Origin of the sequence: Kitasatospora sp. NPDC057518, assembly GCF_042802075.1 — a bacterium.
Taxonomy (GTDB): Bacteria; Actinomycetota; Actinomycetes; order Streptomycetales; family Streptomycetaceae; genus Kitasatospora.
Window position 1 is genome coordinate 1 of sequence record NZ_JBHVEU010000136.1, and the last position, 19,357, is coordinate 19,357.

15 protein-coding genes are annotated in these 19,357 nt (G+C 76.1%); 8 read left to right on the forward strand and 7 right to left on the reverse strand.

All coding sequences use genetic code 11. From position 1 onward, the window contains the following. The first annotated feature begins 271 nt into the window (after window positions 1-271). The 4 genes from ACFU7Z_RS16465 (at window position 272) to ACFU7Z_RS16480 (ending at window position 4,829) form a co-directional block, all read left to right on the forward strand. Window positions 272-1,090: an AfsR/SARP family transcriptional regulator gene (locus ACFU7Z_RS16465; protein WP_049653285.1), complete on the forward strand. Its 819-nt coding sequence runs from the start codon at window positions 272-274 to the stop codon at window positions 1,088-1,090. 66 nt (window positions 1,091-1,156) lie between these two features. Beyond that, window positions 1,157-1,945, forward strand: a complete 789-nt coding sequence (locus ACFU7Z_RS16470; protein WP_074002979.1) for an SDR family NAD(P)-dependent oxidoreductase — start codon at window positions 1,157-1,159, stop codon at window positions 1,943-1,945. Window positions 1,946-2,006: 61 nt separating this feature from the next. After that, on the forward strand, window positions 2,007-4,343 hold the full coding sequence (locus ACFU7Z_RS16475; protein ID WP_380777914.1) for a condensation domain-containing protein: 2,337 nt from the start codon (window positions 2,007-2,009) through the stop codon (window positions 4,341-4,343). 39 nt (window positions 4,344-4,382) lie between these two features. Further along, complete coding sequence (locus ACFU7Z_RS16480; RefSeq protein WP_380777915.1) at window positions 4,383-4,829, forward strand: SRPBCC family protein; 447 nt, start codon at window positions 4,383-4,385, stop codon at window positions 4,827-4,829. Between the two features lie 12 nt (window positions 4,830-4,841). Here ACFU7Z_RS16480 and ACFU7Z_RS16485 read toward each other — a convergent pair whose 3' ends face one another. Then, window positions 4,842-5,333 carry a winged helix-turn-helix transcriptional regulator gene (locus ACFU7Z_RS16485; RefSeq protein ID WP_380777916.1) on the reverse strand — a complete coding sequence of 164 codons (492 nt, stop codon included), beginning with the start codon at window positions 5,331-5,333 and terminating at the stop codon, window positions 4,842-4,844. A gap of 107 nt (window positions 5,334-5,440) precedes the next feature. Here ACFU7Z_RS16485 and ACFU7Z_RS16490 point away from each other — a divergent pair, with 107 nt between their 5' ends. Beyond that, on the forward strand, window positions 5,441-5,938 hold the full coding sequence (locus ACFU7Z_RS16490) for a hypothetical protein (RefSeq protein WP_049658900.1): 498 nt from the start codon (window positions 5,441-5,443) through the stop codon (window positions 5,936-5,938). A gap of 53 nt (window positions 5,939-5,991) precedes the next feature. Here the strand turns inward: ACFU7Z_RS16490 and ACFU7Z_RS16495 are convergent, their stop codons facing one another. Further along, window positions 5,992-6,879, reverse strand: a complete 888-nt coding sequence (locus tag ACFU7Z_RS16495; RefSeq protein WP_380777917.1) for a hypothetical protein — start codon at window positions 6,877-6,879, stop codon at window positions 5,992-5,994. Window positions 6,880-7,003: 124 nt separating this feature from the next. Then, window positions 7,004-7,945 carry a TIGR01777 family oxidoreductase gene (locus ACFU7Z_RS16500; RefSeq protein ID WP_380777918.1) on the reverse strand — a complete coding sequence of 314 codons (942 nt, stop codon included), beginning with the start codon at window positions 7,943-7,945 and terminating at the stop codon, window positions 7,004-7,006. A 187-nt stretch (window positions 7,946-8,132) separates the two neighbouring features. On the opposite strand from ACFU7Z_RS16500, the gene ACFU7Z_RS16505 reads away from it, so the two are divergent. Beyond that, the gene (locus ACFU7Z_RS16505; RefSeq protein WP_380777919.1) at window positions 8,133-9,383 is read left to right on the forward strand and encodes a cytochrome P450; all 1,251 of its coding nucleotides are present in this window, start codon (window positions 8,133-8,135) and stop codon (window positions 9,381-9,383) included. A 40-nt stretch (window positions 9,384-9,423) separates the two neighbouring features. On the opposite strand, the gene ACFU7Z_RS16510 is transcribed toward ACFU7Z_RS16505, so the two are convergent. Beyond that, window positions 9,424-12,576: an ATP-binding protein gene (locus ACFU7Z_RS16510; protein WP_380777921.1), complete on the reverse strand. Its 3,153-nt coding sequence runs from the start codon at window positions 12,574-12,576 to the stop codon at window positions 9,424-9,426. A gap of 212 nt (window positions 12,577-12,788) precedes the next feature. Here ACFU7Z_RS16510 and ACFU7Z_RS16515 point away from each other — a divergent pair, with 212 nt between their 5' ends. Further along, window positions 12,789-13,643 (forward strand): class I SAM-dependent methyltransferase, encoded by an 855-nt coding sequence (locus ACFU7Z_RS16515; RefSeq protein ID WP_380777922.1) that lies wholly within the window; start codon window positions 12,789-12,791, stop codon window positions 13,641-13,643. Window positions 13,644-13,733: 90 nt separating this feature from the next. Here the strand turns inward: ACFU7Z_RS16515 and ACFU7Z_RS16520 are convergent, their stop codons facing one another. The 3 genes from ACFU7Z_RS16520 to ACFU7Z_RS16530 all read right to left on the reverse strand — a co-directional run bounded on the left by ACFU7Z_RS16520 (window position 13,734) and on the right by ACFU7Z_RS16530 (window position 17,908). Next, entirely contained in the window at window positions 13,734-15,227 is a 1,494-nt protein-coding gene (locus ACFU7Z_RS16520; protein WP_380777923.1) for an SDR family oxidoreductase, read from the reverse strand. After that, entirely contained in the window at window positions 15,224-16,684 is a 1,461-nt protein-coding gene (locus ACFU7Z_RS16525; protein ID WP_380777924.1) for a cryptochrome/photolyase family protein, read from the reverse strand. Before ACFU7Z_RS16525 ends, ACFU7Z_RS16520 begins: the two co-directional genes overlap by 4 nt. Window positions 16,685-16,843: 159 nt before the next feature. Further along, complete coding sequence (locus tag ACFU7Z_RS16530; RefSeq protein WP_380777925.1) at window positions 16,844-17,908, reverse strand: MerR family transcriptional regulator; 1,065 nt, start codon at window positions 17,906-17,908, stop codon at window positions 16,844-16,846. A gap of 762 nt (window positions 17,909-18,670) precedes the next feature. Between ACFU7Z_RS16530 and ACFU7Z_RS16535 the strand changes: the two genes are divergently transcribed. After that, window positions 18,671-19,357: ATP-binding protein (locus tag ACFU7Z_RS16535; protein WP_380777926.1), on the forward strand; the 687-nt coding region annotated here is incomplete at its 3' end.

The following is a 19,357-nucleotide window of genomic DNA, read 5'->3' on the forward strand; positions in this document are numbered from 1 at the left end:
CCCGGGGGCCGCCCCGCCGCTTCCGGCTGCCCGGAAGCCCCCACCAGAGCGCCCGGAACCCCGCTCGACGGGCACTTGAGGAATCCGGCCGCCCCTCCGTGGCGCCGCTAGGGTGCGACGCATCCACCCCACCATCCCCCTGATTCGAACACACTTCCGCACCAGCAGCGCACAGTTCACCGGACCCACGGGTCCACGGGTCCACAGCCCCACGAATCCACGGGCTCACGATCCTCCGAGCCCCACTCACCCGCACGAGAGGAGAACCGCCATGCACCTCAGGGTCCTCGGCCCCCTCACCGCCGACCTCAACGGCATCTCCGTCGTCCCCACCGCCGCCAAGCAGCGCCAGATCCTCGCCCTCCTCGCGCTCTACCCGAACCGGATCCTGCCCACGGCCACCCTGATCGAGGAGATCTGGGGCGACGACCCGCCAAGACAGGCGCTCACCACGATGCAGACGTACATCCTGCAGCTGCGCCGCCGGATCACCCAGGCCCTCGGGCCGACCCCGCACGCCACCGCCAAGGACATCCTCACCACCCGGCACGGCGGCTACCAGCTCACCACCCACCCGGACAACCTGGACGTCCACACCTACAACCTGCTGACCACCCAGGGCCAGCACGCCTTCAACCACGGCCAGGACCACCAGGCCGCCACCCAGTTCCGCCAGGCCCTCGCGCTCTGGCACGGCCCCGCCCTGGTCGACGTCCGGCCCGGGCCGATCCTCACCATCGAGATCATGCGCCTGGAGGAGAGCCGGCTGATCACCCTGGAGCGCCGCATCGACACCGACCTGCGGCTCGGCCGGCACAACGAGCTGATCCCCGAGCTCACCCACCTGACCCACCAGCACCCGCACCACGAGGGCCTGCACGCCCAGGCCATGGTCGCGCTCTACCGGGCCGGCCGGCAGACCAGCGCCCTGACCACCTACCACCACCTGCGGCACCGGCTGACCACCGAGCTCGGCATCCAGCCCTCGCCGCACCTCCAGCACCTCCAGCACGCGATCCTCACCCTGGACCCCACCCTCAACACGCCCACCACGGCCCACCCGACCACCTACAACCTGTACTCGGCCTGAGCCCCGTCCGGACGGCCGTCCCCGCCGACCTCTCCCAGCTCCCAGCCCTCACCCACAGGACGCGTCATGACCACCGCACCCGAGAAACCCCTCGCCCTGATCACCGGCGGTACCCGCGGCATCGGCCTCGCCATCGCCCGCGAACTCGGCAGCCGCGGCCACCGTGTCTTCATCTGCGCCCGCACCGCCCGGGACATCGACCAGGCCCTCGCCACCCTGCGCGACGAGGGCCACCAGGCCGACGGCCTCACCTGCGACGTCCGCGACCCCGTCCAGGTCGGCGAACTGATCCGGCACGCGGTGGCCGAGTACGGCCCGATCACCGTCCTGGTCAACAACGCCGGACGCACCGGCGGCGGGCCGACCGCGACCACCACAGACGACCTCTGGTACGACGTCATCGACACCAATCTGAACGCGGTCTTCCTGGTCACCCGGGAGACCCTCCGGCACGGCCACATCACCAGCACCGCCCACCCGCGGATCATCAACATCGCGTCCACCGCCGGGAAGCAGGCCGTCACCCTGGGCGCCCCGTACACCGCGAGCAAGCACGCCGTGATCGGCTTCACCCGGGCGCTGGCCAAGGAGCTGGCACCGACCGGCACCACCGTCAACGCCATCTGCCCGGGGTACGTCCAGACCCCGCACACCACCAGGATCCACCACGAGTACGCGACCGCCTACAACACCACCCCCGAGACCATCCACCAGCACTTCCAGCAGCACATCCCGCTCGGCCGCTACACCACGCCCGAGGAGGTCGCCTCGCTGGCCGGCTACCTCACCAGCCCCACCGCGGCCAGCATCACCGCCCAGGCACTGAACGTCTGCGGCGGGCTCGCCACCCAGTAACCCCGGCGCGATCCCGGCCGGCCACGGGAAGGATGAGGGCTCCGGTGCCCGCTGATCAGCCATGACGAACCGTCAGTTCTCCAGCGCACCCGTCACCTTGCTGGTGGCCGGCGCACCCGCGCCCGAGCCCTGCCTGCCCGCCGGCCGCCCGCCCGGGCCGCTGGACGCCGGGGCGGTGCGCGCCGCGCTGGCCGGCGCCGCCCCCCGGCCCCGGCGGACCCCCGAACGGCCCGCCCGGGCACCGGAGTTCGTCCTGGTCGAGCTGCACCGGAGATACCCGCCGGAGGCGCTGCGCGCCGCGCTGCGCAGCGTCCTCGCCGACGACCCCGCCGGGCCCTCGGCGGACCTGCTCTGGCAGCGGACGGTGGACGGCCCGGACGGGCTCGACCGGGTGCTGGTGGAGCTGGGGCGCAGCCTGGCCGGCGGCCCCCGGCTGCGGGCGGTCCTGGTCGAGGACGCGCGCGACGCCACCGGGGACGGCGGGCGCCACACCACCGGGAGCGGTGCGCCGGACGGCGGGCGGCGGCTCTTCGTCGGCGTCGCCCAGGGCCCGCTCGCCCGCGCCGCCGGGGTGCTGGAGGAGCTGCGCGAAGCCCTGGCGCACCCGCCGGAGCCGGTCACCGTACCGACCAGCGCCCTCCAGCGGGAGCTGCTGCGCCAGGTGATCGGGGAGTCCGAGCCCGGCGGACGGCACGTCGAGCAACTGTCCTGGAACTGGCACGGGCCGCTGGACACCGAACGCTTCACCGCGGCCTGGCAGTCCGTCTTCGACCACGAGACGGTGCTGCGCGCGGCCTTCGACTGGGACGAGCACGGCCCCGACGACCCCTGGATGGTGCTGCACGAGCACGCCGTCCCCGAGGTGACCCGGCACCGCCACGGCGCCGCCGACTGGGAGGACCTGCTCGCCGCCGACCGCCGGCGCGGCTTCGACCTGCGCCGCCCCGCCCTGCTGCGCGCCACCCTCGTCGACGCCCCACCGGACACCGGGGAGGGGCCCGCCACCCGGGTCCTTCTCACCTACCACCACGCGATGCTGGACGGCTGGAGCGTACGGCTGCTGCTCCAGTCCTTCTACCGCGCCTACCTGACCGGCGGCGTGCTGGTCGGCGGCCAGCGCCGCCCCGACCTGCGCGACCACGCCCGCTGGCTGTCCGGCCAGAGCACCGACGCGGCACGGCAGTTCTGGTCCACCCGGCCCCCCGCCACCGCCGTCCTGCCGCTCGCCCCGGACCCGCGCCGGCGCGGCAGCGGCCGGGCCCGGCGCCGGCTCACCCCGTACGAGGCGGTCCGGCTGCGCGGCTGGGCGGCCGCCTGGGGCGCGGGCGAGAGCAGCGCCCTCCAGGCGGCCTGGGCGCTGCTGCTGTACCGCGCCGAGCAGACGGACCGGCCCCGCCGCCCGGCCCGCGCGGTGCGGGTCGGCTTCGCGGTGACCGTCTCCGGCCGGGGCATCCCGCTGGACGGCGTCGAGCGGCTGCCCGGCGCCCTGCGCAACCCGCTGCCGATCTCCGTCCGGGTGCAGCCGGGCACCACCGTGCCGCAGCTGCTCGCGGCGCTGCGCGACGGGGTGCTCGACCTCGCCGCGTACGAGTGGGTCTCCCCCGGCCAGGCCCACCGCTGGACGCCCGGCGCGCGCGGGCAGCGGCCGAACAGCCTGGTCGTCCTGGAGCACCAGCCCGCCGCGGCGCACCACCTGCGGCTGGAGACCGACCTGGCCGCGCACGGCATCCACGTGGAGAGCCCGGCCCCGGCCGGCACCCTCACCTCGTACCCGATCACGCTCGCCGCCCACTACGACGCCACCGGCGGGCTGGTCCTCACCACCACCCACGACCGTGCCCTGCTCGCCGACCGGGACGCCGCCGAACTCCTCGACCAGAGCGCCCACCTGCTGCGCAGCTTCCCCGACCTGCCGAGCGGGCTGGGCACCACCGAGGTGCTGCGCTCCACCCTGGCCGGACAGCCGGCGCCCCGGCTGGGCGAGCCGGCGGCCGGCACCGCCGAGGGCACCGAGCCGGCCGCCCCGGCGGTGCGCCTGGACGTGCTGCGACGGGCCGCCCACCCGGGCGCGGGCTGGGTCCTGCTGCTGCCCCCGCCCGACGCCCCGCACACCCGCTACCCCGGCGCCGCGCGCGACTGGCCCGGCCCGCAGGCCCTCGGGGTGCTGCGCCCCGCCGGGGACGACCCGCCCCCGGCCGCGTACCGCCCGGTGCTCGGCCCGCTGCTGGAGTCCCGCGCGCCGGTCGCCCTGGTCGCCCCGCCGGGGCTCGGGGCCACGGCGTGCGGGATCGCCCGGCTGGGTTCGCCGGCGCACCCGCCGCTGGTGGTGCTGCTCGACGGGGACGGCGACCTGACGGCGGTGGCGGGCCTGCTGGGGAGCCTGCCGCGGCGCCGCTAGGGCCACCGCGCGGCTTGGATAGGGCCTAGGGTGGCGACCGTGGCCCGCTTCGTCCTGATCCGCCGTACGCCGCTGCCGCCCGCCGAGTGCTGGGAGCGCCTGACGGCCTGGCACCGGCACGGGGACCGGGTGCCGTTCACCCGGGTCCGCGTGGTCCGGGGCTCCGGCCGGGAGGCGGGCGACGTCGTCCTGGCCCGGACGGCCCTCGGGCCGTTCCGTGTCGACGACCCGATGGAGCTCACCGAGCTGGTCGTCCCCGGCCCCGGCCGGGACGGGCGGTGCCGGCTGGTCAAGCGCGGCCACCCGGTGCACGGCTGGGCCGAGCTGCGGGTCCGGGCGGTGGGCGGCGGCAGCGCGGCGGTCTGGACGGAGGAGCTGACGGTCGCCGGCCTGCCCCGGTCGCTCGGTCCGCTGCTCGATCCGGTCCTGGCGCGGTCCGGGCGCCTGGTCTTCGGCCGGGTCCTGGACCACCTGCTGGGGCTGTAGCGGCCCGGCCGCTCAGGACGGCAGGTAGCGGGCGCCCGGGCCCGGGCTGCGGTAGACGGCGTCCGGGGACAGGTGGGTGTGGCCGCCCGCGCACTCCAGCACGAGGGTGACCGGTTCGTCGCAGCCGTGCTCCTCGCCGCCGCCGTGCCGGACGACGACCGACGGGCCCTCCTCGTCGGCGAGGTACTTGTCGCCCCACTCCAGCAGGGCGATCACGGTGGGCCGCAGGTCCCTGCCCTTCTCGGTGAGGTGGTACTCGAAGCGCTGCCGGTCGCCGGGCTCCTGGTACGGCACGCGGCGCAGCACGCCCGCGGCGACGAGGCCGTCGAGTCGGGTGGACAGCAGGTTGCTGGCGATGCCGAGCCGGGTGCGGAACTCCCCGAAGCGGCCGACGCCGTCCAGCGCCTCCCGCACGATCAACAGCGACCAGCGTTCGCCGACCGCCGCGAGGGCGCGCCCCATCGAACAGTTCACCGGGTCGATCCGCCGCCGCTGCTCCGCCATGGGTCGATCCTAGCCCGTCCGACCCACCTGGGTTGACAATCCGCACTCAGCCCGGGCTAGGCTCCGGGCCACCTGAGTTGAGAAAGTAAATCCAGGAGGCGACGGCCATGCCGATGCTCGACGTCCACATCCCCGACGGCGCCCTGCGCCCCGAGGCGGAAGCGGCCCTGCTCAACCGCATCACCGAGATCCTGATCCACCACGAGGGCTTCGACCCCGCCGACCCGGTCACCCGCTCGGTGTCCTGGCTCTTCCTCCACCGGCCCGCCGCCGTCTACGTCGGCGGCGAGCTCGCGGACGCGCCGCGCTACAAGGTCGTCCCGTCGGTGCCCGAGGGCCAGCTCGACGCCCGCAAGCGCGCGGGCGTCATCGCCGACGTCACCGAGGCGATCCTGGACGCCGAGGACGGCGCCTGGCCGCGCGACCCCGGCCGGATCTGGGTGTTCCCCACCGAGATCCCCGAGGGCCACTGGGGCGGCTTCGGCAAGGTCAGGCCGCTCGCCGCGATCCTCGCCCGGCTCACCGGCAACGACCGCGCCCGGGCCCGCGACCTCGCCGCGCGCCGGATCGCCGAGAGCCGCGCCGAGCACGCCCGGCTGCCGTAGGGCGCACCCGACGCCCGGTGACCGACGCCGGTGACCGGCGCCGGGCCCCCGGGTCAGCCCCCGTCGCGGCGGCCGCGCCGCGGGTCGGCGGAGGCCCGGCGCCAGTCCAGGTACTGCTGGCGGACGTACGAGCGCGCGTCGTCGTCGGTGGCGGCGGTGACGCCGTCGTGCTCGCACAGGTAGCCGGCCGAGATCCGCGCCCACACCACCTGCTCGCGGTCCGCGTCACCGCCCGCCAGCGCGATCCGGTCGGCCTGGGCGGCGGCGCGCAGCAGGTGGGCACGCCGCTTGCGGGGCGGGCTCTTGGCGGTGCTCCGGCCGGCCGCCAGGTACGCCTCCTCCTCCGCGACGCCCGGGGCGGCCGCGTACGCCTCCGCCGCCGCGGGCACCGGCCCGGCCGGCACGCTCCGCACCGCCGGGGGCGGCGTCGGCGGCAGCCCGCGGGTGTGGAGCACGTCGTCGGCGAACTCCGGCCGGTCGACGGGCAGCCCGTGCCGGCCGAAGATGGCGAACAGCTCGGCCAGGGCGCGCGGTTCGAGGCCGCGCGGCCGGTCGTCGTCGGTGACGTCGAACCGGCCGAGCAGCGGGCCCCAGAACCGGCCCGGCGGGTCCACCAGGCGCAGCCGGAGGGTGACCCGGTGGACGCTGGTCTCCTCCTCCTCGTCGAACTCCATGGCCAGGCCGCGGATCTCCGACCAGGCGTAGCGGCGCGGGACCAGCAGCCGGACCACGGTGAGGCCGTCCGCCTCCTCCCGCAGCCAGAAGGTGTGCGGTACTCCGACGGCCACCGCGCCGGCCACCAGGGCGCCGACGAGCACGGCCGTCCCCGGGTCGGCCAGACCGGACTCCCCCAGCACGATCACGATCACCAGGGCCAGCAGGCAGCCGACGCCGATGATGTCCACCCGCCGCCGCATGTACGACAGCCGTACCGTCCGCATCCCGCCCCCTGGTGTCCCCTGCCTGTGGGCTCCACGCTCCCGGCAGCGGCCGGGCCCGGGCAAGCACCGGCGGGCAGCTGTGACGGCCCCGTGACGAACCCGGCCCACCACGCTCCGGAAGGCGCTACCGCCCGCGCAGCCGCCGGACGAGGTCGCGGGCGGCCTCCGGCCAGCTCGGGTGGTCGAAGGTGAAGCCCGCGTCGAGCAGCCGGGTCGGGACGACGCGGCGGCTCTTCAGCAGCAGTTCGGTGTCGGAGCGCAGCGCGAAGGCGCCCAGTTCGGCCATCCAGCGGGTGGCGGGCAGGGCCAGCGGCATGCCCCAGGCGGTGCGCAGCTCGCGCATGAACGCGCGTTGCGGCAGCGGGTTCGGGGCGGCGAGGTTGACCGGGCCGGTGAGGTCCTCGCGGGCGATCAGGAACTCGACGGCGCGCGCGAAGTCGCGCTCGTGGATCCAGGAGACGTACTGGGAGCCGCCCGCGACGGGGCCGCCGGCGCCGAGCCGGGCCAGCCAGGAGAGCGCGTCGAGGGAGCCGCCGCGCTCGGGGCCGAGGACCGCGGCGGTACGCAGGGCGACCCGGCGGGTGTGCGGGGTGTCGGCCTCCGCCTGGGCACGCTCCCAGGCCCGGGCGACGTCGATGCTGTGCCGCCAGGCGGCCGGGGCGTCGGGCTCGCTGCCGCCGATCAGGCCGTCCAGCTCGCCGTTGGGGGCGTCGTGGCGGTGGGCGTAGACGGTGGCGGTGCTCATCTGGAGCCAGTGCGCGGGCGGGCGGCGGGCGGCCGCGACGGCCTCGCCGACGACCCGGGTCGACTGCACCCGCGAGTCCATCATCTCCTGCCGGTTCGCCTCGGTGGAGCGGCAGTTGACGCTGCGCCCGGCGAGGTTGAGCACGACGTCGGCCCCGTCGACCTCGGCCGCCCAGGCGCCGAGGGTCCGTCCGTCCCAGCCGACCTGCCGGGGCCCGGCGGGCCTGCGGCTCAGCACCACGACCTGGTGTCCGGCGGCGGTTAGGCTCCGGTCGAGCAGCGCCCCGAGTGCCCCCGATCCGCCGGGAATGACGACCTTCATGGCTTCCCCCTCCTGCCCCCGGTTCCTGGGAGCCCAGCCTAGCCCAAGCTTCTGAACGCGTTCAATTACACCGTCCGCGCCACCGCCCGGACGACTGAAACCACGGTGAAACCGCGCTGAAGGCGGGCCCCGGCAAGCTCCGGGGCATCGAAAGCCGCACAGCCGTGTGACGAAGGAGAGACCCGCCATGACCACCGCCCCCGTCCGGCTCACCCCCGAGGACGTCGAGAACCCCGTCGGCGCCTACGCCCGCTTCCGCGAGCAGACCGAGCTGCCCCGGGTCGTCCTGCCCGGCCTGGACACCCCGGTCCGACTGGTCACCCGCTACGCCGACGTGAAGGCCGCGCTCACCGAGCCCCGGCTGGTCCGGGACCGGGCGGGGCTCGCCGCTCCGGCCGACGCCGGATCCGACCCGCAGGACGAGCTGCTGGCCGCCGCCCTCGACAGCTTCCCCGCCGAGTACGCCGGCTACCTCTCCGGCCACCTGGCGCTGTTCGACGGCGAGGAGCACGCCCGCCGCCGCGCGCCCCTGACCCGCGCCTTCACCGCCCGCCGGATCGCCGCCCTGCGCGGCTTCGTCGAGCGCACCGCCGCCGAGCTGCTGGCCGGCCTCGCCGCCCGGGACGAACCGGCCGACCTGCTGGGCGAGTTCGCCTACCCGCTGACCACCCAGGTGATCTGCGAGCTGGTCGGCGTCGAGGAGGCCGACCGGCCCCGGGTCTGCGGCTGGATCCGCGACTTCGCGTACGGCGACGGCAGCCGCACGGTCGAGGGCCTGGTCGGCATCGTCGACCACGTCAAGGAGCTGATCGCGCGCCGCCGCGCCGAACCCACCGGGGACCTCGTCTCCACCCTGGCCCACGACACCCGCGAGGGCGAGCAGCCGCTGGACGAGGACGACCTGGTCGCGGCCGTCTTCCTGTTGATCAACACCGGCATCACCCCGCCCGCGCTGTTCCTCGCCCACGGCCTGCTCGCCCTGTTCGACCACCCCGACCAGCTGGCCCGGCTGCGCGCCGAGCCGCAGCTGCTGGAGCGGGCCGTGCCCGAACTGCTGCGGTACATCACCCTGGTGCGGATCGGCGCCACCCTGTACGCCGCCTCGGACTTCACCTTCGCCGGGACGGCGCTGCGCACCGGCGACCCGGTCACCGTCGCCCTGCTGGCCGCCGACCACGACCCGCGGGAGTACGGCGATGCGCCCGAACGCCTCGACATCGCCCGGGAGTTCGGGCGCGGCGACGGCCACCTGGCGTTCGGCCACGGCGCGCACTACTGCCTGGGCGCGGCCCTCGGCCGGCTGGTCACCTCGGTGGTGCTGGACCAGGTGCTGATCCGGCGACCGGAGGCGGCGCTCGGGGTCGCGCGGGACGGGCTGGAGTTCGGCCACTGGCCGGCCGACGGCTTCCACCTGCTGCGGCTGCCGGTGCGGCTCTGAGCGGGCGCCGGCGTGCCGGGGCCCGTTCTGGGTTCCGCGCTCAGCCGCCCACCAGCCGGCGCGCCTCGGCCGCCAGGGCGGACCGGTCCGCCGGCGCGGACCCGGCCGACCCGTACGCGGCCACCGCCCGGCGGTACTCCGCCGGGTCGGCCCGCTCCGCGTCCGCCCGGGCCGCCGCCGAGCCCATGGTCGGCTGGAAGGTGCGCAGGCAGCGGAACCGCTCGGCCAGCACGACCAGCCGTACGCCCGTCCGGGTCCGCTCGGGATCGCCCTCCCGGCCGCCCCGGTCCAGCGCCACCAGGCCGAGCGCGAGCAGCAGCGCCCCCGCGAGCGGGCCCTCCACCAACGCGGCCGACCGGCCCAGCAGGTCGACCAGCCGCTCCGGGAGGGAAGCCGCCAGGGCGGCCACCCGCTCCGACTCGCCGTACCGGGCGTGCGCGGCCACGCAGGCCGCCATCGGCTCCAGCGCCCAGGACGGCTCGGCGGGCGGCTCCGCGGCGCGGGCGAGCAGCTCGGCGGAGCGCCGCCACAGCGCCAGACCGGCGTCCACCTCGCCCCGGGCGAGGGCGAGTTCGGCCCGGACGCCCAGCTCGGGGGCGGGCAGCTCGGCGGCCTCCGCGGGCTGGTGCCGCACCGCCAGCTCCAGCCAGTGCTCGGCGCCGTCCGGGTCCCCGGCCTGCAAGCTGCCGATCACCATGCCCCAGCGCAGGCCCAGCATGTCGTTCCAGTCGCCGAGCCGGTCCAGCTCCGCCATCGCCGCGCCCAGCAGCGGCAGGGCCTCGGAGCCCCGCTCGCCCTGCAGATGCAGCTCGCCGAGCCGGGCGAGCGCCAGCACCCGCAGCCAGGGCACCGGCAGCGTCTCGAAGGCCGCCAGCGTCCGCCGCGCCGAGGCGGTCGCCCGCTCCATCTCCTGCGCGGCCTCCCAGCGGTAGCCGGCCACCGCCTCGGCCACACCGGCGAGCAGCGGTTCGGGGGCGGCACACAGGGCCGCCAACAGCCCGCCGCCCGGGGCGCCCACCTCGCCATCGTTTGGGCCGAGCGCCTCGGGGACGGCCGCCATCACGGTGGCGATGGCCCGCACCGGGGTGTCCGGCGCGGCCGGGGGCAGCCGCCGCAGGGCGGCGAGCAGCCGCAGCGCGCCGGTGCCGGTGCCGAGCCCGCCGCCCGCGGCGAGCAGGGTGTTGACGGTGCTCAGGGCGGCGAGGGTGCGCACCGGCTCCAGCAGGTCGGGCCCGGGCCGCAGCCGGGAGACCGGGCCGCCGGTGTCCTCGGCGAGGGCGAGCAGCCGGACGTAGTTGCCCTCGGTGGTCCACAGCCCGGCGAGGACGGCGGCGGTCGCGGCGACGGCGGGCCCGTCCCCGGCGGCGAGGGCCAGCCGCAGCGCCCGGACCAGGTTGTCCTGCTCGGCGCGGACCAGCCGCCACTCCGGTACGGCCGCCGGGCCGAACGGGCCGTCGTGGTGGTCGATGCCGAACTCCCGCGCCCAGAGCAGGAACCGGGCGGTGAAGGCCTCGTCCTCCGCCGCCTTCGTCCGCTCGGCCGCGCCGAACTCGCGGACCGTCTCCAGCATCCGGAACCGTCCCCCGCTCGGGGTGTCGGTCAGGCGCAGCAGCGACTGGTCGACCAGGTCCTCCAGGACGGTCAGGACGTCGGGGTCGTCGAGCAGTCGCCCGGCGGCGCGGGCGGTGAAGCCGCCGGGGAAGACGGAGAGCGCGCGCAGGGCGGCCCGGCCCGGCGGGTCCAGCAGGTTCCAGCTCCAGTCGACCACGGCCTGCAGGGTGCGGTGGCGCTGCGGCGCGTCCCGGGGCCCGCCGCGCAGCAGGGCGAAGCGGTCGGCCAGCCGGTCGGCGATCTCGGTCACCGCCAGCACCCGTACCCGGGCCGCCGCCAGCTCCAGGGCCAGCGGGAGCCCGTCCAGCCGGGCGCACACCGCGGCGACCGGGCCGGCCGGCAGCTCGACGTCCGGGCGGGCCGCCCGGGCCCGCTGGGTGAACAGCTCGACGGCGGACGCCCGGTCCAACTCCGGGAGCAGGTACACCGATTCGGCGGAGATCCCGAGCGGGGTGCGGCTGGTGGTGAGCACCCGCAGGTCAGGGCGGGCGGCCACCAGCGCGTGCACCAGGTCGGCGACACCGCGCACCACCTGCTCGCAGTTGTCCAGTACCAGCAGCGCCGGCCCGGCGGCGAGCGCACCAGCGATCCCCGCCCGGTCGCCCGCGCCGAGGGCGGCGGCCACCGCCCCGGCCACGTCCTGGTCGGCCGCCACTCCGGCCAGCGGCACCAGGTGCACCACCCGCTGCGCCGCCCCGCGCGCCACGGCGGCGGCGACCCGGGTCTTGCCGAGCCCGCCGGGGCCGACCACCGACACCACCCGGGCGGTGCCCAGCAGTTCCGCCACGGCGGCGAGATCGGCCTCCCGGCCGACCAGCGGGTTCGGCTCGTGCGGCACCCCGCGCCGCACCGGGGCCGCCGCACCGTGCAGCAACTCCTGGTGCAGTGCGCGCAGTTCGGGCCCCGGGTCGGCGCCCAGGGCGTCCCGCAGGCCGCGGCGGTAGCGGTCGTACCGGCCGAGCGCGGCCGCCGCCCCGGCCGTCCCGGCCTCGCAGCGCAGCAGCTCCAGCAGCACCTCCTCGTCGCGCGGCTGCCCGGCGGCCTCCCCGGCGAGCGCTTCGACGGCCGTCGCGTGCCGCCCGGTGCGCGCCAGCGCGAGCGCCCGGGCCCGCCGCAACACCCGGTGGGTGCGGGCCCGTTCGGCGCGCAGCGCGGACACCGGATCCGTCCCCTCGGGCTCCGCGGGCGCGGTGTCCCCGTCCCAGAGCTCCAGCCCCGCCTCGGCCTCGGCGAGCACCCCGGCATGGTCCCCGGCCCGGGCCTTCTCGGCGCAGGCGGCGGCGTGCAGCAGCACCGCCGAGGCGTCCACCCGTTCCTCCCCGAGCCCCAGCCGGTACCCGGTCGGCGTGCTGACGATCAGCTCCGCCCCAAACTTCGCCCGGGCCCGCGACACCAGCACCTGCAACGCCCTCTCCGGCCGCTCGGGCCGCTCCTCCGGCCACAGCCCGTCCACCAGCCGCCCCCGGCCGCACCCGGCCCGCACCTCCCCGGCCAACAGCGCGAGCAGCCCCCGCAGCCCGGGCGCGGTGACCTCCTCACCCCGGCAGGAGACCGTGGACAGCACGCGCAGCTCGATCGTCACCGCGCCAGGGTAGCGATCACCGGACCGTACGTCCGTTCTGATCCCCGGTCAGCGGACGTGAGCCTTGTCCCTCGTCCCTTGTCCCGCAAGTCGGCAGCGCCTACCCTCCCGAGCTATCGATCCGCTAGCTCGCGTCCCCGGGGCCGGTCGACCCCGGGCGGACGCCCGCGCGCTGTGCACTCGGCACAGCCCGCCGACCACGAGGAGCCACGATGACGGGGACCGACCACAGCACGGAGCACCACCGGGATGCCACCCGCGGCCACGCGCCCACCGGACAGGTGCCGGCGCAGGACGAACGACGGCTGCACAGCTCGTCGTTCGGCCGGGCGGCGGTCGCCTACGCCGAGCACCGCCCGGACTACGCGCACGCCGCCGTACACTGGGCGCTCGAAGCCGCGCCCGGCCCACGGGTGCTCGACCTCGGCGCCGGAACGGGCAAGCTCACCGCCACACTGGTCGCACTGGGCCACCAGGTCGTCGCGGTCGAACCCGACCCGGCGATGCTGGCCGAACTGCGCGGCACACTGCCGGACGTCCGCTCACTGGAGGGGAGCGCCGAGGCGATCCCGCTGCCGGACGGGTCGGTCGACGCCGTGGTGTCCGGCAACGCCATGCACTGGTTCGACATGGCCGCCGCAGGCCCCGAGATCGCCAGGGTCCTCGCGCCCGGCGGCGTCCTGGCCGGCCTGTGGAACGTCTTCGACGACGGCGTCGACTGGGTGGCCGGCCTCGCCGAGGTCACCGGCCCCGCCGCCATCGGCCCGCGCGACGTGCCCGGCAGCTGGCGCACCGAGACGGCCCGGATGCACCTGCCCGCGTCGGGCGGCGCCGACGCCTGGTTCGACTCACCCGAGCAGGCGGAGTTCCCCCACGGCCAGCGGCGCACCGCCGACTCCCTCGTCTCGACCCTCGCCACCAAGGCTGGCGTCCTGGTCATGCCCGAGCAGGAACGCGAGGCCCTCCTGGCGGCGACCCGCACCTACCTCGCCGCCCGCCCGGAGACCGGCGACGGCGAGTTCACCCTCCCGATGCTGACCAGCGTCCTGCGCGTCCGCCGGATGTGACGCCCGCCCGCCGCCCGCCGCCCCTACAGCGTCCCGGCGTCCGGCCGGTTCGACCGCCGTGCGGCTGGTCGCGGGCTGGTGGAGAGCCGTTCAATCGGCGTGGAGGGCGCGTTCCGTGATGTTGCGGGCCATGCCTCCGAAGACGGCGCTGTGGAACGGGGCGATGGCCCACCAGTAGGCGTGTCCGGCCAGGCCGTGCGGGTGGAACAGGGCCCGCTGCCGGTAGCGCGCCCCGCGCTCGCCGTCGGGTGTGACGGAGAGTTCGAGCCAGGCAAGCCCGGGTAGGCGCATCTCGGCCCTCAGGCGGAGCAGCCGACCGGGTTCGATCTCCTCCACCCGCCAGAAGTCGAGGGAGTCCCCGACCCGCAACCGGGCCGGGTCACGGCGGCCCCGGCGCAGTCCGACGCCGCCGACCGCGCGGTCGAGCCAGCCGCGCAGGGCCCAGGCGAGGGGGAAGGAGTACCAGCCGTTGTCACCGCCGATGCCTTCGATGACCCGCCAGACGGCGGTGACCGACGCGGTGACGGTGCGTTCCCGGATGTCCTGGTAGAGGCTGCCGCCCGCCCAGTCGGGGTCCGTGGGCAGGGGGTCGCTCGGGGCGCCGGGCAGGGAGGCGGAGGACCAGCGGGTGGCGACGTCGGCGTCCTTGATGCGGCGCAGGGCGAGCGTGACGGCCTGGTCGAAGCCGGTCAGCCCGTTCGGCGGGTCCGGAATCCACCCGGCGATGTCGTGCTCGCCGCAGACGACTTCGTGGCGCAGGGACTCGACCAGGGGGCGGGCGATGGAGTTCGGCACCGGGGTCACCAGGCCGACCCAGTGGCTGGAGAGGCGGGGGGTGAGGACGGGCACGGGGACGATCAGGCGGCGGCGCAGTCCGGCCGCGCGCGCGTAGCGCCGCATCATCTGCCGGTAGTCGAGGACGTCGGGGCCGCCGATGTCGAAGGTGCGGTTCACCTCGGGTGGCAGGTCGGCGGCGGCGGCGAGGTAGCCCAGGACGTCGCGGACGGCGATGGGCTGGATACGGGTCGACACCCAGCGAGGGGTGACCATCGCGGGCAGGCGTTCGGTGAGGTAGCGGAGCATCTCGAAGGAGGCGCTGCCGGAGCCGATGATCACGGCGGCGCGCAGCTCGGCGGTCGGGACGCCGCTGGAGCGCAGGATGCGGCCGACCTCGGCGCGGGACCTCAGGTGGGGTGACAGGTCCGCTTCCGGCACCGCGGTGGGTACGAGGCCGCCGAGGTAGACGATCCGGGTGACGCCGGCGGCCGCGGCGGTGGCCCCGAAGGCTCGCGCGGCTTCCCGGTCGGTGGTCTCGAAGGAGGGTCCGGTGCCGAGGGAGTGGACGAGGTAGTAGGCGGCGTCGACGCCGGCGAGGGCCCCCGGGAGGGTTTCGGGCCGGGTCACATCGCCGGGGACGACGTCGACGTCGGCCCGCCACGGCTGGTCCCGCAGCCGGTCGGGGTCGCGCACCAGGCAGCACACGGAGTGCCCGCGCGCGAGCAGTTCGGGCACCAGACGGCCGCCGATGTAGCCGCTCGCGCCGGTCACCAGGCAGCGCTTCGAGTCGGGTCGCAAGGCGTTCATCTCGGCTCCTCGTCCGACGTCAAGGGTGTCGACTCCGGCCGGTGCCCGGACCGACGGGACCAGGATCCCGCCTTGCTTCCGGAGCCCGCGACCGGGTGGACCGGCGGGCCCGGCGGCCGGTCCTGGCGTTCGCCCGCGCGGAGGACCGGCCGGCCGTGCTGGAACCGGGCCGTGAGGTCCTCGGGCGCGACGATCGGGGGCGGGTAGTCTCCGTCGAGGAGCCAGGGGCGGTGGACGGACGGCCCGGGCAGGTGGGCCAGTTCGGGCACCCATCGGCGTACGTAGTCGCCCGTGGGGTCGTAGCGGTCGGCCTGGCGCAGCGGGTTGAGGACCCGGTTGGGGCGGGTGTCGGTGCCGGTGCCCGCGACCCACTGCCAGTTGAGCTGGTTGACGGCGATGTCGCCGTCGACGAGCAGGGAGAGGAAGTGGGCCGCGCCGATCCGCCAGTCGAGGTAGAGCGACTTGGTGAGGAAGCTTGCCGTCAGCAGGCGGGCCCGGTTGTGCATCCAGCCCTCTTCGGCGAGCTGGCGCATCCCGGCGTCGATGATCGGGTAGCCGGTGCGGCCCTGCCGCCAGGCTTCGGCCTCGCGCTCGTCGTGGTACCAGTGGTCGTCCCGGGCGCGGTAGTCGCGGTGTGCGGCGTCCGGGCGGGCGGCGAGCACCTGGTGGTGGAAGTCGCGCCAGGCGAGCTGCCGGACGAAGGCCTCCGCTCCGGGCCCGCCGCGCTGGAGCTCGCCTGCCGCAAGCTCGGTGGCCGACAGGCAGCCGAAGTGCAGGTACGGGGAGAGCCGGGAGGTGGCGTCGGCCGCCAGATCGTCATGGACGTCGGCGTACGCGTCGACGTCCCAGCGACGCCGGAGTTCCCGGCCCGCTCTCTCGCCACCGTGCGGCAGGGAGGGCGAGAGCGGGCCTCTGAACACGAGGTTCTCGCTGCCGATGCCGTCCGGCGTGCGGATCACCCGGGGCGCGGCCAGGACGCTGCGGTGGGGGGCCTGCCGCCAGGCGCGGTGGTACGGGGTGAAGACCGCGTAGTGGTCGCGGCCGGCCGGCGCGACACGCCCGGGTGGAAGAACGGTCACGGAGGCGTCGTGGACGTGCAGGCGGTCGCCGAGCACGGCGCGCAGCCGTGCCTCGCGACGGTGGGCGAAGGCGGTGACGCCCGCGGCCACGTGGACCGTCCCGGCGCCGGCTTCGGCGGCCACCTTGGCGGTCTGCTCGGCGGTCGCGCCGCGGCGCACGACGAGCCGGGAGCCGGCCCGGCGCAGCGAGGCGTCCAGGTCGGCGAGGCAGTCGGCCAGGAAGGCCAGCCGGTTGGGGGCGGCGAACCCGGCGCCCTCGACGGCGGGATCGAGGACGAACAGCGGCACGACCTGGTCGGCCGCGGTGTGGGCGGCGTGCAGGACCGGGTTGTCGTGCAGACGCAGGTCCTGGGTGAACAGGGCGATGGAAACGGTCACGGGCGGTGCCTCGCAGGGAGTGCGGTCGGGGTGGTCGGGTGTCGGCGCGTGGCAGGGGCGCGAACCCGCCGGTGCGGGCCGCGGACTCGGCCCGGCCGGGCCGTTGCGCGCCGAGCAGGCCCGGGACAGGGGACGGGACGGTGGGTCGGTGGTGGGACTTCAGGCCGTGACGGCCTGCTCCAGGAGGTCGACGGCGTCCGCGAGGGTGCGAGGGCGGGCTGCGCCGGCCCGGGGCTGGTCGCGGGCCCAACCGGGACCGGCGGCCACGACCAGGGCTCCGCCGCGGGCGCCGCGCGGGCCCCACACCCGGTCGCCGACCCTGCGCACCAGCTCGCGGTCCGCGGTGTGCTGGTCCTGGGACCAGATCATCACGGCCGATGGCCCGATCCGGTGGACGGCGTCGAGCAGGGCCCGGGGCGGGACGGCCGCGCCCAGTATGCGAAAGGGGACCCCGCGCTCCGTGAGCGCGGCGGCCGTGGCCTCGATGGCGAGGGTGTGCAGTTCGAGGGGCGTCGCCGTCAGGAGGACGGGCCTCACCTGGCGGGCGGCGGGCCCGCCGACGGCCACGCCCCGCAGAGCGCTGGAGACGTGCCAGGACAGCAGGTGCTCGACCTCGACGTACTGCTCGCCGTCCGCCGCCCACCTGCGGCCCGCGGCGCGCAGCGCGGGCATCATGACCTCCGTCCACGCGTCGACCACCCCGAGCGCGTCCACCGCTTCCCGCAGGATCCGGGCGACCTCCGGCCCATCCAGCCGCACCGCCGCCCGGGTCAGGCCCCGGCATTCAGGGCGCACCGCTTTGACCCGCGAGGCGTGGCTTCCGCCTGGACCGTGCCCGAGCCGCCCGCCGCCCTGTGAGTCCGTTCGCGGCTCGGGGAGAGCGCGTCGCGGGCTGTCCTGGTGTACGGAGACGTCGCGCTCGGCCAGGGCCGCCCGTGCCGCCTCGCCCGGAGGCACCCCGCGTGCCGTCAGCCGGCACATCGTCTCCAGGACGGCAATGTCCCGGGGGCTCCAGCGGCGGTGGTGTCCGGCCTCCCGATGGGCCGGGCCGATGCCGTAGCGGCGTTCCCAGGAGCGGACCGTCGTGGGTGACACACCCAGCCGCTGGGCCACGCGGCCGGTCGGAAGCCCGACAAGGTCCACCGGCTCGGGTGCCGGGTCCGGGTCTCCGGATCGCACTCCGATCCGCCGGCCGGGTCCTCGGCCGGCCGATGAGGTCACCATCCTGCGGTCCTCCCCACGGCGAACCCCGCGCGGCACACCGCCATCGCGGCGATGTCCGGCAGCGGGCTTCGTCCCGACCGGGCCGTGTGCGGCTCGGCCGGCCCCGGAGCGGCGATGCCCGCGCACGTCGACGCCTCGCACTCGGGCGTCCCGGTGGGCGGGCTCGCGGGAGCGGGGCGCTCCCGGGCGGGGAACTGTCGGCCGATGGTCACGCGCACAGCCTCCCGGTCGACGGCGCGCAGGTCCACCCGTCCCGGATGGACGCCGGCACGGACCGGACCACCGGAGGCCGCGGGTGGAAGGCGACTCCGTACACGGGTGCGGCAACCGCACGGTGGGGCACCTCGGACGCGCCTTCGTCGCCGTGCGCCGACAGGTCCAGGAGACGACCCAGGTCTGCGGCACCCGGCACTTGCCTGCCGCCGAGATCCAGGCCGGAACGGGTTCGGATGAGCGAGGTCACGCGGCCACGGTGCAGCGGTTCAGCACCGGTAGCCCAGTCGAATCGTTTGTGCAGCGTTTTTCCGAGGGGAACCAGACCTGCCGGACGATGCGGCACCGCCGGACCCGGCGGAGACGACACCACGGAGTCCCGCGCCCCTCGCCCTCGAACACCTGGCGGGCACCGCCGCGGTCCGCGATCCCCCGGCGGTATCCCAGAACTCTGGGATACCGCCGGCAGCGGCCGACATCCAGCATCAGTACGGACGATCCCGCCGGCGCACGGGCGCCGCGTAGGTGGAGCCAGCTCTGGAGCCGTCCATGACCAGCTTGTTCGAGTCCACCGTCCCCCAGCCGGAGCCCGCGGACCACCGGGCCTTCGCGGGTGAGCTGTTCGGGCGGGCACGTGAGACGGCCGAGCTGCTGCGGCTGCTCGCCGACCCCACCGTGCCCGGCGTGCTGCTGCACGGCCTTCCGGGCAGCGGCAAGACCCGGCTGGCGTCCGCGGTCGCCGAGCAGTACCGAGCGGCGGGCGCCGCAACCGGAACTCCCTGCCCCGCTTCGTTACTGACTGTTGATCAGATCGAACCGGACGAGTATCCGGCACTGCTGACCCGGTGCGCCTCGAGTGGGGCAAAGCTGCTCGCGACCGGTCGCCTGCCAACCACCGGCACCGACGTGGCGTACCGGGTGGACCCACTGGCCGTTCCCGTGGACTGGTCACCGATCGACCTGGACGCCTTCTGTCGCATCCCCTCGGTCCAGGTCTTCACGGCCGCCCGACAGGCCTGGAGCCCGTGCTTCACGGTGACCGCCCGGAACCAGCAGGCCGTAGGCCGGATCTGCGTGGAACTCCGCGGCCTGCCAGGCGCGTTGGTGGCCGCGGCCCGGGTGGCGGCACTGGAGGGCATCGGCACCGTGCTGACCGCACTCGGCGGCGCGGGAGGAGACGGAGCCACGGGAGGCAGGATTCCGGGTGGCGGGGTGGCCCCTTGCGCCTCGCCGGCC